The sequence below is a fragment of the Paraburkholderia nodosa genome (assembly GCF_001718195.1).
GTDB classification, from domain to species: domain Bacteria; phylum Pseudomonadota; class Gammaproteobacteria; order Burkholderiales; family Burkholderiaceae; genus Paraburkholderia; species Paraburkholderia nodosa_A.
Genome location: NZ_MCNV01000033.1, coordinates 24,625 through 38,988, shown reverse-complemented (window position 1 = coordinate 38,988; position 14,364 = coordinate 24,625). Strand labels below are relative to the sequence as shown.

The window sequence follows — 14,364 nt, the reverse complement described above, 5'->3', positions numbered from 1 at the left end:
TGGGTCCGGGGCTCAACGCGCTTGCGAGGCCGCGGCGCTCGCGTCGGAGGCGTTCGGCGCCGTGGCGCCGGGTTCGCTCGCCGCGCCCGGGGCGCTGCCATGGTGCGGCGCACTCGCCGCGCCTGCGTGCGTGGCGGGCCTCGGCCCCGCAGGCTGGATCTTCGTGCCGTCGTTGAGGCGGTCGAGGCCGTCGGTCACGACATGCTGACCCTGCTGCAGGCCCGCGGAGATCACCGTGTAGCGGCCGTCGCTCGGGCCGAGCGTGACCTTGTGGACCGACACGGTGTTGTCGGCGTTCACGAGGTACACGTAGTCGCCTGGCGCGCCGGTCTGCACGGCGGGCGTCGGTACGAGTACGGCGTTCTGCAGCGTGTCGACGAGCAGCCTCACGTTGACGAACTCGTTGGGAAAGAGCGCCTCGTTGTCGTTGGGCACGCTCGCGCGTAGCGTGACCGTGCCGGTGGCCGTGGCCATCTGGTTGCTGAGCGCGAACAGCGTGCCGGTGGCGATCTGGCGGGTGTTGTCGCTGCTGAAGACGGTGATCGGCAATTTCGCGCCGGCGTTGACGCGCTCGAGCACGCTGCCTAGCGAGGTTTGCGGGATGGCGAACTGCACGGTGGTGGGCTTGATCGTCGTGATGACGGCAATGCCCGTGGAGCTGGACGAAGTCACATAGTTGCCCGGATCGACGAGCCGCAGGCCCACGCGTCCCGACACCGGCGCCGTGATGCGGCAATAGATCAGGTCGAGCTCGAAGAGCCTGACGTTCGCCTTGTCGGCCTGCACCGCGGCTTCGTACTGCTTGACGAGGAACTGCTGGTCGCTGTAGGTCTGCGCGGCGATCGACTGCTTTGCGTTCAACTGCGTATACCGCGCGAGGTCGGCGCGCGCCTGTGCCAGCAAGGCCTGGTCCTTGGCGAGCTGCGCGAGCGCCTGCTCCTTGCTGATCTCGTACTGGCGCGGGTCGATCTGGGCGAGGAACTGCCCCTTCACGACGTCCTGGCCTTCCTTGTAGCCCACCTCGGTGAGGTAGCCGCTGATTTGCGGCAGAACCGTGACAGTCGCGACAGGCGTGACGGTGCCGAGCGCGTTGAGCGTCACGGGCATGGGCCCGAGCGTGGCGGCGGCCACGGTCACGACCTGCGGCGCCGCGCCATGCTCCGTCTTCTTGTTGCGCATGATGTGCACGATCACGAGCACAATTAGCACGATCACGAGAATGGCGAGAATGATCGGGCCGAGCCGGCGGCGCTTCGGTGCCCGCGGGGGCGGAGCGGGTGGCGGTGGCGGGGGCGGCGGGGGTGGCTGGGGCGCGGGTTGCGTCTGCGGGACGTCGCTCATGCCTGCCTCCAGGAGATCGGAACACCGCGCGAGGCGGTGCGGAGAAACCATGTCGGCGCACTCAACGGCTTGGGCGCCGCGAATTGCTGCCGGAGACTGTCGAGTTGCTGCATACGCATTCTCATGATTGTTATGCCGTCGAAGCCGTGCCCCGCCATGCAGCGAAGGCTAAGACTCGCAGTCTAACCAACTCGTGCGCCAATTTCGAAACGTTAGTTATTTGTAAGATTTTCGGGCGGTTACAGCGCGCGGACCGGTTGAGGGTTGAGCATGGGCCGCGCTGTGCAATGCATCGCAGAAATGCTTGTTTGCGTGCACGCCTCCGACTGTCTAGATTGGAAGGGGTCAACGCCTCGCAAGGAGTCCGCAATGTCGAAGCTGTCGATACTGTCCGTGCCGGCGTGGTTCACGCGGCGCGGCCGGGCGAATCGGGCGCCGCCCACGCCGCAAGCCGATGAGCCCGAACTGCGCGACGCGTCGCGCGAAACCGAGCATCTCGAGCGAATCGCTACTTATGCACGGGCCGGTTACTTCAATATGGGCTATACGCCCGACATGTTTCCGCTAGTGGGCGATCTGCCGCCGCATTGAGTCGCGCCACGCGTCTGCGCGCGTATTACTGCGCGGCGCTTTCCTCTGCGAAACCCGCCGTGTCGCCAAGGGTGCCGGCGGGCCGGAACTCGCTGGGCGGCACGCCCAGTTCGCGGCGGAACATGTCGCTGAAGCTGCTGGGTAGATAGCCCAGCATCCGCGCCACGGCACTCACGGGCTCGCCTTGCGCCAGGTGCGATACCGCGACTGCGAGCTGCACCTGGCGGCGCCACTCCGCAAACCCCATGCCAAGCTCGCGCGTGAAGAGCCGCGAGAGCGTGCGTACGCTCGCGCCCACCCATGCCGAGTGTTGTTCGAAGCCGATATCGGCCGATGGGTTGTCGATCACCGCGCGGCACAGCGTGGCGAGGCGGCGGTCGGACGCGTCGGGCAGCGGAATGCGCAGCGTGGAGCGCGGTGCGTGGGCAAGTTCGATCGACGCGAGGCGATAGGCCGCGTCGAGCCAGGTGTCGTCTTCGCGCGCGCGTTCCGCGAGGCTCGTGATGAGTTCGCGCAGCAGGCCGTTGACCTCGAACACTTCGCACCGCTCGCTCAGGTGCCGGCTGTCGCGCTCGTGCAGATACAGATTGCGCATCTCGACGGCGCTCAGCATGTGGATGGCGTGCTGCGTGCCGGGAGGCAGCCACACGGCGCGCTGCGGCGGCACGACGAGCGCCTCGCGCTCTACCTCGACCCACATCACGCCGGAGACGGCGTAGAGCACCTGCGCCCATGTATGCGAGTGCGGCTCGATCTGGAGGCCGCGCGGGTAGTGGCGTGCTAGCGAACGGCCGCGCCCGGGCTCGTTGTCGAGTTCGGGCGGCGCGGCTTGGGGCATTGGGGGGCTCCGGGTGACAGGTGGGGCGTGGCGTGCGTGCCTCGTATGGCGATCGCCACGCTAGCATGGTTGGGCGCGCGCCGGAAGCACGGCGGTGGCATTGCCGCCCTGCGATGCGCATCGGTAATATGTGACGATTGACCGACCGCGCCCTGCATTATCCGCCCATGAACGCAACCGATCCCGCAGTACAAGACGAAGCCCCGCTCGGGCTCTACACACGCGGCGCCGGCCGAGCGCGCGAATGGTGGCGCGTCACGCCTTCGGAACGCGCACACATGTACCGCATCGAGCACGGCCAGGGCGAGGACGGTGAAGTCGACATCGACATCGACACCGAAATCGATCTCGACAATCTCGAAGCGAAGCTGCTCAAGTGGCGTCGCGAGGGCTTCGTTTCCGAAGCTCAGCGCGCCAACGAAGTGCGAGCCACACAAGCGGGCAGCACATTTGCCGCCGCCTTGCAGCGGGCCGTCGAAGTGGCGCGCGAGGCCAAAGCGACTCAAGCCAGCCCGCAAATCCACACGCCCACCGTACGCATCGGCAGTGTCGACCTGCCGCGCGGGGAACCGAACGCGCTAGTGCCGCGCGTGAACGCGGCCTACCTCTTCACCGAACGCGGCGACGACATCGTTCAGGACATCGTAGAAAATCGTCGCGTCATGCTGATCGGTCATACGGGTTCGGGCAAGACGAGCTTCATCGAGCAGGTGGCGGCGCGCGCGGACTACGGCGTGCTGCGCGCGAACATGAACGGCCAGACCACCATCGGCGACTTCGTCGGCTTCTGGACCGTGAAGGGCGGCGAGACGATCTGGGTGGACGGCGTGCTGCCCGTGGCGATGCGCGAGGGCTACTGGCTCATCATCGACGAACTCGACTTTGCCGAGCCTTCGATTCTGGCGGTGCTCACCGCGGTGCTGGAACCGAACGGCCGCCTGCTGCTCAAGGAGCGCGGCAACGAAATCGTCGAGCCGCATCCGTCGTTCCGTCTCTTCGCCACCGCGAACGCCGCGGGCGCGATGAGCGCGTACCGACATCTGTACCAGGGCGCGAACTTGCTCAACGAGGCGTTTCTCGACCGCTGGCGCGTCTACCTGTTCGACTATCTTTCACTTGAAGAGGAAACCGAAGTATTGCTGCGCACGCTGCCTGCGCTCACGCGGCCGCTCGCGCACACACTCGCCGCCATCGCCGCCGACTGCCGCGCCGCGTTCGCCCGCGAGGATCTCGCGAGCGCGTTCTCCACGCGTCGCCTGATCGACTGGGCCGAACTCATGCTGCGCACCGGCGATGTCGAGCGCGCGGCGGGGCCGGCGATCTACGCGAAGGTGAGCGCGGACGATGCGGCGCTCATCCGCAGCGTCATCCGGCATCACGTGATCTTCGACGCGTGAGTGCGGAGGCGCCCGTGGCCAGCTTGCAGGACGCAACACATAGTTTGACGGCGAGCGCCGATCCCGCGGGCGCGCTCGGCCGTCTCGCGCGGGTGCTGACCGGCGACTCGCGCGTGAGCGTGACGTTCGGTGCGGGCGAGCCGCGCATTGAAGGCGAACGTTTCGTGCTGCCCGGGCGTCTCGCGACTGATGGCGTGGATGAAGCCGCACTGCTCGGCGCGCTCGATTTGCTGGCGGCGCGCCGTCGCTACAGCGAAGCGGCGCGTCTGGATACGCCGCAAGCCGGCGTGACGGGGCGCATTGCGCAGGCGATCGAGGACCGTCGCGTGCTCGCACAACTCGCGCTGGCGTTTCCTGGTGCGCCACGCTACGCGCAAAGCTGGCGTACGCAGCGCGGCGACGCGGTCGCGCGGCGCTGGTCGAAACTGGCGTGGCGCGAGCGCCTTGCGTGGGCGATCGAGCGTACGCTGTGGGACGAAGCGCCCGGTGTGCTCGAGCGCGATGCCGCGGTGCTGGCCGCCGCGCTGCGCGCGATCGACGCTCCGCTCGGCGCGGCCCGCGCGAGCCAGTCGACGCGCGCCAGCCTGAGTGCTGCCGCGGCGATCGTGGCGGGCGTGCGCTCGCTCGCGTCGCGCGGCGCGAACAACATGATGCAGACGGCGGCCCCGTCCGAAGGGCTCGACGACGAATCGGCGCGGCTCGCTCAGGCAATGGACGAATTCGGCGAGGCGGACGAGGTCGCACCGCCGGGCGGCGCCGCCCAGCCCGACAACGCCCGCGAAGGCGACGACGGCGCTTCGGCACGTGCGAGCGCCGAGTCCGATTCCGCCTCCGGCTCAACGCTTTCCGAAGCGGACGCGCCGCACGCCGCCGCCACGAATCGCAGCCCCGCGCCAACGCGGCCACGATTGTCGATCCCGCTGACCACGGCCTACGACGTCGTCACCGATCTCACGGGCCGCGGCGACCCCGCCGCGTGGCGCAAGCTGCGCGCCCTGGCGCGCGCGGAGACCGGTGCGCTCAAGGCACAGCTCGAGCGCGTGCTCAAGGCCGACGAACTCACGCACTGGAAGCGCGAGCAGGAGCGCGGCGAGATCGACCGCGCGGCGCTCGCGCGTCTCGCCGCCTCGCGCGGCTACCGTACGCCGTTTCGCGTGGCGCGTCATGCGAGCGGGCGCGACACGGTCGTCACGCTGCTGCTCGACCTGAGCGGCTCGATGGCGGGCCGCAAGATCGAGCTGGCGCGCCTGTGCGCGGCGGCGCTCGCCGACGCGCTCACGCAACTCGCCTTCGATTCGGAAGTGCTCGGCTACAGCTCGATCGAAGCGCCGGAACTGCGTGCGCGCTATGAGCGCGAGCGCGCGGCCGGCGCCGATCTGCGGGGCTATAACCGCTTTGTCGAGCGGCTGGATCTGCGCGTGTTCAAGCGCTTCGACTCACGCGACCTGAGCGGGCTCGCGGCCATCGAATGCGGCCACGAGAACCCCGACGACGAAGCGCTCGCCTGGGCGGCGGCGCGGCTCGCCCAGCGCAAGGCGCGCCGTCGGCTGCTTTTGGTTCTCTCGGACGGCTATCCTTCGACGAGCGACGGCGACCCGGCTGTGTTGCGCAGCGACCTGCTCGCGCGCGTGCAGGCGGTCAGGGAGCAGGGCATCGAGCTGGTCGGCATCGGCATACTGGACGATGCTGTCGAGGCGTTCTATCCGGATGCCGTGGTCGTGCGCAAGCTGCACGAGCTGCCCGCCACCGCGTTTGCGACGTTGAGCCGCCTGCTCGCGGGCCGGCCGCGCTGAAACGGTGCGGGCAACGGCTGCGGCGCTTTCCTTGCCGGACTGGGCGCATTGCGCTAACTTGAGTGGGCAGGCGTTGCGCCGCCTGCCAACCCATCCACTGACGAACAGATACAGGTCATGCCAGGCCGCGATTACCGACCCGTGGATTACGACCGCCTCTACTACCGGCTCGATCTGGAGCCGGGGGCGAGCGAGGCGGACATCAAGCATCACTATCGCCATCTCGCGCAGATCCTGCATCCCGACAAATGGCGGCACCCCACGGCCGCCTCGATGCGCTGGGCCGACGACCAGTTCAAGCGCGTCAAGGAGGCGCGCGAGCTGCTCGAGGCGTACTGGTCCGTGCATCATGCGCCGCCGGTGAGCCGCTCCGCGCTGAGCGTCGCGCAAGCCGACGAACTGCACGCGCAGATGCAGGCGTTGCTGGCGCAGCGTGAACGCGTGCGCGCCGAGCTGGACGGGCTGCGCGCCGAGCGCACGCGTACCCTCGACGAGATCCAGCGCATGCGGACCGAGCGCGACTCGCTGCACGGCGAACTCACGGGGCTGCGCGATGAAGCGGATGCCGCGCAGCAAGGTGAGCCGGAGGGGGCAACCGCGGCCGAAGCCAATGACGTGCACGCGCGTTCAGGCGGCGTGCGCGATTTCCTGTTTGCGAAATTCGACGACCCGTCGCGGGGCTGGCTGCTGACGCTCTCCGCGAGTGTGTTCGCGTGCGTCGTGATCTTCGTCGTCGCGCACTGGATTTCGGGTTTGCTGCTCGCGCCCATCGCGCGCTTCGAGGTGGGCCGCTGGCTTACGCATATTCTGCAGTGGACGCTCGTGGCAGGCGGCGTGGTGCTCACGTTCGGCTGGGGCTGGTCGCAGCGCACGCTGTATCGCGCCGGGCGTGCGGGGCGCGAGCACCCCGTGGCCTTACCCGCTGATGAAACGCGCCGGCGCGTGAGCGCGGCGCTGCGTCACGAGGCGCACTACGGAGCGGAGTGGAGCATCGAATCGTACGAGGCCGCACCCGACGATACACAATTCGCGCTGCGTGCGGTCATGCGCTTTTCGCCTGGCTCGCAAACCGCCACGCGACGCCATATGGTGGCGTTCCGCTGCCGGGCGCACACGACCGGCGCCGCGCAGACCGCGCTCGCGTACGACTTCTCCGTGGCGGCGCCCACGTGGTGGCTCGTTCCCGCCGCGCGCGTGGTGCGCGACCTGCGCAAGCGGCTCGACGCCGATCTCGGCGCGCCGCGCTAAAGCGGTATCGCTTTCAATCGACGACGAAGAGCTTCGCACCGGTGCGCGTGTACGACTGGTGCGCCTCGGCGTTGTCGCCCACCTGATAGCTCATGCCGGGCGTGAGCACGAACTTGCGTCAGAGTGTAGCGGAGCGCGCTCACGCCTCGTCGTCGTCCGCCACGCGTTCCCGGTCGTCCACTCGCTTCATGTTATCGAGCAGCTTCAGCAGATAGTGCAGCGTGTGCGTCATGTCGTCTGACGAAAAATTTTCTAGCACGGCTCCGTAGTACGCCTCGATTTTCGGCGTGGCCTGCGCTACCCATAGCTTGCGGCCCGGCCCGGTCATGCTAACGAGGCGCGAGCGGCGATCGCGCGCATCCGCCTGGGTGCTCACGTGGCCGTCGCGTTCCATCCGGCTGATCAAGCCCGAGAGGTTCTGGCGGCTCACCATCAGATACCGCGCGAGATCGCCCACGCTCATGCCCGGCTGGGCGTCCGGGCGCGAGAGCGCGCCGAGCACGGCCCATTGCTGCGTGGTCAAACCCTCGGCTTCCACGGCGCGCGTGCCGGTTTTATGCAACATGTTTGCGCATTGGTAGAGCCGGAAGAACAGCCGGTTGGCAAGATCGAAGCGGCTTGAATCCTGAATTTTTGGTGTTTTGGGCAAGGGTTTCTCCTGATGCTTCTATGCTTGTCTTCGATCTGAGTGTTACCTAGTATACGTCAACATATTGACGTAATTCGAGGCGAGACCCAAAGGTGGGGCAGCATCGAAGGCGTCTATGGTACTGCTCAACCGAATGGAGAATCGCGGTGCGAAAACTCGAAGGCAAGACGGTCGTGGTGACGGGGGGTGGCGGCGGCATCGGCGGGGCGACCTGCCGGCGCTTCGCGGCCGAGGGCGCGCGCGTGGCGGTGCTGGATCTGTCGCTCGAAGCAGCGCTGAAGGTGGCTGACCAAATTCACGAAAAGGGCGGCCAGGCGCTGGCGCTGCGTTGCGATATCACGAACCGCGCCGAGGTGGAAACGGCGCTCGAGCAAGTGCAAGCGCAGCTCGGTCCTGTGGATGTGCTCGTGAACAATGCGGGCTGGGACGTTTTCCGCCCGTTCACGAAAACCGAACCGGCACAGTGGGACAAGCTCATCGCCATCAATCTCACGGGCGCGCTGCACATGCATCACGCGGTGCTGCCCGGCATGGTCGAGCGCAAGCGCGGACGCATCATCAACATCGCCTCGGACGCCGCGCGTGTGGGCTCATCGGGCGAGGCGGTCTATGCGGCGTGCAAGGGCGGCCTCGTGGCGTTTTCGAAAACCATTGCGCGTGAGCATGCGCGCCACGGCATCACCGTGAACGTGGTGTGTCCGGGCCCGACCGACACCGCGCTCTTCGCCGAGTACAAGGAAGGCGCTGGCAACCCAGAAAAGCTGCTGGAAGCGTTCCAGCGCTCCATTCCGCTCGGCCGCATCGGGCAGCCCGATGATCTGCCCGGCGCGATCGTGTTCTTCGCGAGCGACGACGCGAACTACATCACGGGCCAGGTGCTGAGCGTATCGGGCGGCCTGACCATGGCGGGCTAACGCCGGCGAACGCGCGCTCTATCGACTACGAATCATTAAAGGCATCGATCATGAACTACGAAGACATCCTCTATGAAGTGCGCAACGGCGCGGCATGGATCACCATCAACCGGCCCGACAAGATGAACGCGTTTCGCGGCCGCACCTGTGACGAACTGATTCACGCGCTCAACAAGGCGGGCTACGACCGCGAGATCGGCGCAATCGTCCTTGCCGGTGCAGGCGACAAGGCGTTCTGCACGGGCGGCGACCAGTCCGCACACGCGGGACAGTACGACGGGCGCGGCACGATCGGCCTGCCGATGGAAGAGCTGCACACGGCGATTCGCGACGTGCCCAAACCCGTGATCGCACGCGTGCAGGGCTATGCGGTGGGCGGCGGCAACGTGCTGTGCACGATCTGCGATTTCACCATTGCTTCTGAAAAGGCCGTGTTCGCCCAGGCGGGCCCGAAGGTCGGCTCGGTCGATCCCGGTTACGGCACGGCGTTTCTCGCGCGCGTGGTGGGCGAAAAGAAGGCGCGTGAAATCTGGTATCTGTGCCGCCGCTATCCGGCTGCCGAAGCGCTGGCCATGGGCCTCGTGAACGCCGTCGTGCCGCACGATCAGCTCGACGCGGAAGTTCAGAAGTGGTGCGATGAGATCATGGAAAAGAGCCCCACGGCCATTGCGATCGCCAAGCGCTCGTTCAATATGGACACCGCGCATCAGGCCGGCATTGCGGGCATGGGCATGTACGCGCTCAAGCTCTACTACGACACGGAAGAGTCCCGCGAGGGCGTGCGCGCGTTCCAGGAAAAGCGCAAACCCGAGTTCCGCAAGTACGCCAAATAACGGTGTCTCCGTGACGATCAGGATGACGAATGAATAGAGCAGGCCGCTTCAAGGAGACACCATGAATCCGTATATCGACGAAGACCTCGTCGCGCTCGGCGAGCACGCGCGGCGCTTCGCACAAGGGCGCGTCGCGCCTGGCTTTATCGAGCGCGACACAACACGCGTGCTCGATCGCGGCCTCATGCGCGAAATGGGCGAGATGGGCTTCATCGCGCCGGAATTGCCCGAGCAGTATGGCGGCCAGGGTCTGGGCTGCCTCGCCGCCGGGGTGATCCACGAGGAGATTGCGCGCGCGGACCTGAGCCTCTCGTACATCAACCTGCTCGCCTCGCTCAACGGGCAGATACTCGCCAAGCATGCCGCCCCCGAGATTGCACGGCCGTGGCTCGAACGCCTCACGCAGGGCCGCGCGCTGCTCGCAATCGCGCTGACGGAGCCGCGCGGCGGCTCGGATGCCGCGAACCTGCGGCTGAAAATGGAGCGCGTGGGCGATCACTACGTCCTCAACGGCGAGAAAACTTCGATTTCGGCCGCCGATCAGGCCGACGCCGCCGTGGTGTTCGCGCGCACCGGCAGCGTGGCAGACGGCGCGCGAGGCGTCTCGGCCATTCTCGTGCCGATGGATCTGCCGGGCGTTACGCGCAATCGCTTCGACTGCCACGGCCAGCGCGCGATCGGACGCGGTTCGATCTTCTTCGAGAACGTGCGCGTGCCGGTGGACCATCTGCTGGGCGACGAGGGCAAGGGCTTCGTCCAGGTGATGCAGGGCTTCGACTTTTCGCGCGCGCTGATCGGCCTGCAGGTGCTCGCCGTGGCGAACGTGAGCCTCGAAGAAACGTGGGAGTACGTCGCGCAGCGCGAGGCCTTCGGCAAGCCGCTCTCTGCATTCCAGGGCGTTTCGCATCCGCTCGCCGAATACGCAACCCAGGTGGAGGCCGCACGGCTGTTGTGTCTGCAAACGCTGTGGCTCAAGGACCGTGGGCTGCCGCATACGGCCGAAGCCGCCATGTGCAAATGGTGGGGGCCGAAGCTCGCCTACGACGTGGTGCATCAATGCCTGCTTTCGTTCGGGCACGGCGGCTACGACCGCGGGCCGCTCGAACAGCGCCTGCGCGACGTGCTCGGCTTCCAGATCGGCGACGGCACGGCTCAGATCATGAAGACCATCATCGCGCGCTCGAACGCGGGCCGCGACGCGGTGCCGGCATGATGCGCGCTGCCTGCGACGTTTCCTGCAACACCACGGGAGGGTGCACATGGAGTTCGACGCGGTACTGATCGGGCCGCGCCGGGCGCGGGAGGAGGCACGGCGCTGGTGGCCCGGGCGCACCATCAACGACGAACTGGACGCCTGCGTGGCCGAATGTCCGGCGAAGATCGCGCTTACGGCGGTACGAATCGAAGACGGAAAGACCACGCGCTTCACGTACGCGCAGATGGCGCGCATGGCGGACCGGATTGCCGTTGGCCTCGCTCGGCTCGGTGTGGTAAAGGGCGACGTGGTCTCGATGCAACTGCCTAATTGCTGGCAGTTTACGCTGCTGTATCTTGCGTGCTCGCGCATCGGTGCGGTGCTCAATCCCCTCATGCCGATCTTTCGCGAGCGCGAGTTGTCGTTCATGCTCAACCACGGCGGCAGCAAGGTGATGATCGTGCCACAGCGCTATCGAGGCTTCGACTACGAGGCCATGCTGCGCGCGTTGCGGGCTGAACTACCCGCCTTGCAGCACGTGGTGGTCGTGGGCGCGACTGACGCAGGCGAGCCGGCGCGCAACAGTTTCGAAGCGCTGCTGAGCGGCCCGCGCTGGGAAGAGGCGAGTGACGCCGAAGCCATCCTCGCCCACAATCGCCCAGGCCCCGACGACGTGACGCAGTTGCTCTACACCTCCGGCACGACGGGCGAGCCCAAGGGTGTGATGCATACGGCGAACACGCTGTTTTCGAACATTCATCCTTACGCGCAGGCCATGCGTCTAGGCCGCGACGATGTCGTGCTGATGGCCTCGCCCATGGCGCATCAAACCGGCTTCATGTATGGCCTCATGATGCCGATCGCATTGCGGGGGAGCGCGGTCCTGCAGGACGTATGGCAGCCCGAGGCGGCGCTCGCGCTCATCTCGCAGGAGCGTGCGACGTTCACGATGGCGTCCACGGCGTTTCTCGGCGATCTCACCAACGCGGCCATCGAGTCAGGCACGCGCGTGCCGACGCTGCGCACGTTCTTGTGTGCGGGCGCGCCCATTCCCGGCGCACTGGTCGATCGCGCACGCACGGCGCTGGGGGCGAAGATCGTCTCCGCGTGGGGCATGACGGAGCTGGGCGCCGTGACGCTCACGCATCTGGACGACGAAGACGAACGCGCCTCCACGACCGATGGCGCGCCGCTGCCGGGTGTGGAAGTGAAGGTGGTGGGCGAGAACGACCAGGCGCTGCCGCCGAACATGGCGGGGCGGCTATTCGTGCGGGCGTGCTCGGGATTCGGCGGCTATCTCAAGCGCGCGCACCTCAATGCGACGGACGCGCAAGGCTGGTTCGACACGGGCGACCTCGCGATCGTCGACGAGCGCGGCTACATCCGCATCAGCGGCCGCAGCAAGGACGTGATCATCCGCGGCGGCGAGAACATTCCCGTGGTGGAGATCGAGTCGCTGCTCTATCGTCATCCCGCCGTTGCGCAGGTGGCGATAGTCGCGTACGCGGACGAGCGGCTGGGCGAGCGCGCCTGCGCCGTGGTGGTGGCGAGGCCCGGCGAGGCGGTCGATTTGCCTTCGCTCGTTGGCTTTCTCAAGTCGCACAAGGTTGCCCTGCAGTACCTGCCCGAACGGCTATGGCTGCTCGACGCCATGCCGACCACGCCCGCAGGCAAGGTGCAGAAGTTCCGGTTGCGCGACATGCTGCGCGAAGCCGATGTCAGAAAACTTGCCGGAACATCCAGTAAAGACCCGCAGCAAGCGCAATCGAAGCCGGCAACGTGAGCACCCACGCGAGCACGAGGTTGCGCACGGTTCCCCACTGCAGGCCCGAGCCGTTCGCGGCCATCGTGCCGGCCACGCCCGAAGCGAGCACGTGCGTGGTCGACACCGGCAAGCCGTAGACATCGGCCATGCCGATCGTGATCATGGCCACCGTTTCGGCCGAGGCGCCCTGACCATAGGTGAGATGCTGCTTGCCGATCTTTTCGCCCACCGTCACGACGATGCGCTTCCAGCCCACCATCGTGCCTAGACCGAGCGCGAGCGCCACGGCCACTTTCACCCAGGTCGGAATGAACTTGGTCGAGTGGTCCATCTGCTTGCGGAAGGTGTCGAGCACTTTGGCGTCAGCGGGTGACATCTCCGGTGCCTTCGCCTTTTGCATCAGGCGGATCGCTTCGCTCGCCACGTACATGTCGTTGCGCACGTTGTCGACGATCGCGTCGGGCACCGTCGCCATCGAGCCGGAAAGGGCGACCTGGTCGGCGATGGTATCGGTGAGCTGGCGCAGCGCGGGCAGCGTGGCGGGCGTGAGCTGGCGTGTGCGCACGAACGCCTCGACCTCGGCGCGCGCGTTCTCGGGCGGCGCGCCGTGCGCGTATCGGCCCAGCGTTGCGGACGCCTCGCGCGCCACGACCACGAACGCCGCGGTTTGCTCGGGCGTGACGGCCTTGTTGAGCGCGTAGGCGGTCGGCACGACGCCGATCAGGATCAGCATGATGAGGCCCATGCCTTTCTGACCGTCGTTCGAGCCGTGAGCGAACGAAACGCCGGTGCAGGTGAGGATGAGCAGGATGCGGATCCAGAGCGGCGGCGCCTGGTTGGCTTTGGGCTCTGCATAAAGCGCTGGCACGCGCACGAGCAGCTTGAGCACGAGGAGCAGCAGGGCGGCCATGACGAAGCCGACCACGGGCGAGAACAGCAGCGCCTTGCCCACGCCCGACGCCTGGTCCCAGTCCACGCCGCTCGTGCCCGAAGGCCCGCTGATGAACTGGTTCATGATGCCCACGCCGATGATCGAGCCCACGAGCGTATGCGAACTGGATGAAGGCAAGCCGAAATACCAGGTGCCGAGGTTCCAGACGATCGCGGCGAGCAGGAGCGCGAACACCATGGCGAAGCCGGCGCCGCTGCCCACCTGGAGAATGAGTTCCACCGGCAGCAGTTGCAGGATGCCGAACGCGACCGCGCCGCTGGAGACGAGCACGCCGACGAAATTCCACGCGCCCGACCACGCCACCGCGAGATGCGGATCGAGTGAGTTCGTGTAGATGACGGTGGCGACGGCGTTGGCGGTGTCGTGAAAGCCGTTCACGAACTCGAAGCCGAGCGCGATGAGCAGCGCAAGCCCGAGCAGGATGAAGGGCAGCGCCGAGCTTTCGCGCACGGCGCGCAAATCGACGACGAGATGATCGATTACATAAATCGCCCCGGCCGCGATGACGGCGAGAAATAGGGCGATGCCAATACCGCGGCGGCGTGCGCTCTGCGCGCGGTAGGGGGACAAGGGTATGTCCGGCATGAAAGCGTGGGGGCTCTGGTCAATCCGCTCGGGGAAGCGCCTCGGCGCAGCGTATGCGGGTTCGCAAACGTGCGTGGCGCGGTGCCGCGTCGGCACGCTTAAAGAGCGTCGCGGACGAGACGACGCAGTGTCGCACAATTGACAGAAATCAGACACGGACGTGACGCCGCACCGGTTCGCGTGCGGGCGCGCTTTTGTGACTTTTCACAATCACCTTATCCGCTTTCCCAGTTCTCCCGGCGCGGCCAAGCCCGTAGCATGGA

12 protein-coding genes and 1 pseudogene are annotated in these 14,364 nt (G+C 66.9%); 8 read left to right on the top strand and 5 right to left on the bottom strand.

Features of this window, described 5'->3' with window-relative positions:
• Window positions 1-12: 12 nt before the first annotated feature.
• Window positions 13-1,341 carry an efflux RND transporter periplasmic adaptor subunit gene (locus BFD71_RS34030; protein ID WP_083245625.1) on the bottom strand — a complete coding sequence of 443 codons (1,329 nt, stop codon included), beginning with the start codon at window positions 1,339-1,341 and terminating at the stop codon, window positions 13-15.
• Between the two features lie 369 nt (window positions 1,342-1,710).
• On the opposite strand from BFD71_RS34030, the gene BFD71_RS34025 reads away from it, so the two are divergent.
• The gene (locus tag BFD71_RS34025; protein WP_069268616.1) at window positions 1,711-1,932 is read left to right on the top strand and encodes a hypothetical protein; all 222 of its coding nucleotides are present in this window, start codon (window positions 1,711-1,713) and stop codon (window positions 1,930-1,932) included.
• Window positions 1,933-1,957: 25 nt separating this feature from the next.
• On the opposite strand, the gene BFD71_RS34020 is transcribed toward BFD71_RS34025, so the two are convergent.
• Complete coding sequence (locus tag BFD71_RS34020) at window positions 1,958-2,770, bottom strand: AraC family transcriptional regulator (protein ID WP_069268615.1); 813 nt, start codon at window positions 2,768-2,770, stop codon at window positions 1,958-1,960.
• A gap of 167 nt (window positions 2,771-2,937) precedes the next feature.
• Here BFD71_RS34020 and BFD71_RS34015 point away from each other — a divergent pair, with 167 nt between their 5' ends.
• From BFD71_RS34015 to BFD71_RS34005, 3 genes are all read left to right on the top strand, one after another.
• Window positions 2,938-4,167: an AAA family ATPase gene (locus tag BFD71_RS34015; protein WP_069268614.1), complete on the top strand. Its 1,230-nt coding sequence runs from the start codon at window positions 2,938-2,940 to the stop codon at window positions 4,165-4,167.
• A gap of 14 nt (window positions 4,168-4,181) precedes the next feature.
• On the top strand, window positions 4,182-5,960 hold the full coding sequence (locus BFD71_RS34010) for a cobaltochelatase CobT-related protein (protein WP_256095030.1): 1,779 nt from the start codon (window positions 4,182-4,184) through the stop codon (window positions 5,958-5,960).
• A gap of 117 nt (window positions 5,961-6,077) precedes the next feature.
• Window positions 6,078-7,208 carry a J domain-containing protein gene (locus BFD71_RS34005; RefSeq protein WP_069268613.1) on the top strand — a complete coding sequence of 377 codons (1,131 nt, stop codon included), beginning with the start codon at window positions 6,078-6,080 and terminating at the stop codon, window positions 7,206-7,208.
• 13 nt (window positions 7,209-7,221) lie between these two features.
• Here the strand turns inward: BFD71_RS34005 and BFD71_RS43065 are convergent.
• Window positions 7,222-7,326 (bottom strand): annotated as a pseudogene (locus tag BFD71_RS43065) (DHCW motif cupin fold protein); the annotation flags it as partial.
• A gap of 21 nt (window positions 7,327-7,347) precedes the next feature.
• Entirely contained in the window at window positions 7,348-7,773 is a 426-nt protein-coding gene (locus tag BFD71_RS34000) for a MarR family transcriptional regulator (protein WP_083245624.1), read from the bottom strand.
• 230 nt (window positions 7,774-8,003) lie between these two features.
• Here BFD71_RS34000 and badH point away from each other — a divergent pair, with 230 nt between their 5' ends.
• The 4 genes from badH (at window position 8,004) to aliA (ending at window position 12,582) form a co-directional block, all read left to right on the top strand.
• On the top strand, window positions 8,004-8,771 hold the full coding sequence (badH, locus tag BFD71_RS33995) for a 2-hydroxycyclohexanecarboxyl-CoA dehydrogenase (RefSeq protein WP_069268611.1): 768 nt from the start codon (window positions 8,004-8,006) through the stop codon (window positions 8,769-8,771).
• A 50-nt stretch (window positions 8,772-8,821) separates the two neighbouring features.
• Window positions 8,822-9,604 carry a 2-ketocyclohexanecarboxyl-CoA hydrolase gene (gene badI, locus BFD71_RS33990; protein WP_069268610.1) on the top strand — a complete coding sequence of 261 codons (783 nt, stop codon included), beginning with the start codon at window positions 8,822-8,824 and terminating at the stop codon, window positions 9,602-9,604.
• A gap of 61 nt (window positions 9,605-9,665) precedes the next feature.
• A complete protein-coding gene (gene aliB / locus BFD71_RS33985; protein ID WP_069268609.1) occupies window positions 9,666-10,817 on the top strand; it encodes a cyclohexanecarboxyl-CoA dehydrogenase in 1,152 nt (383 codons plus the stop codon).
• 46 nt (window positions 10,818-10,863) lie between these two features.
• Window positions 10,864-12,582: a cyclohexanecarboxylate-CoA ligase gene (aliA, locus tag BFD71_RS33980; RefSeq protein WP_083245623.1), complete on the top strand. Its 1,719-nt coding sequence runs from the start codon at window positions 10,864-10,866 to the stop codon at window positions 12,580-12,582.
• Here the strand turns inward: aliA and BFD71_RS33975 are convergent.
• On the bottom strand, window positions 12,518-14,101 hold the full coding sequence (locus BFD71_RS33975; RefSeq protein WP_069268608.1) for an inorganic phosphate transporter: 1,584 nt from the start codon (window positions 14,099-14,101) through the stop codon (window positions 12,518-12,520). The two genes, aliA and BFD71_RS33975, sit on opposite strands and share 65 nt — an antisense overlap.
• Between the last annotated feature and the right edge of the window lie 263 nt (window positions 14,102-14,364).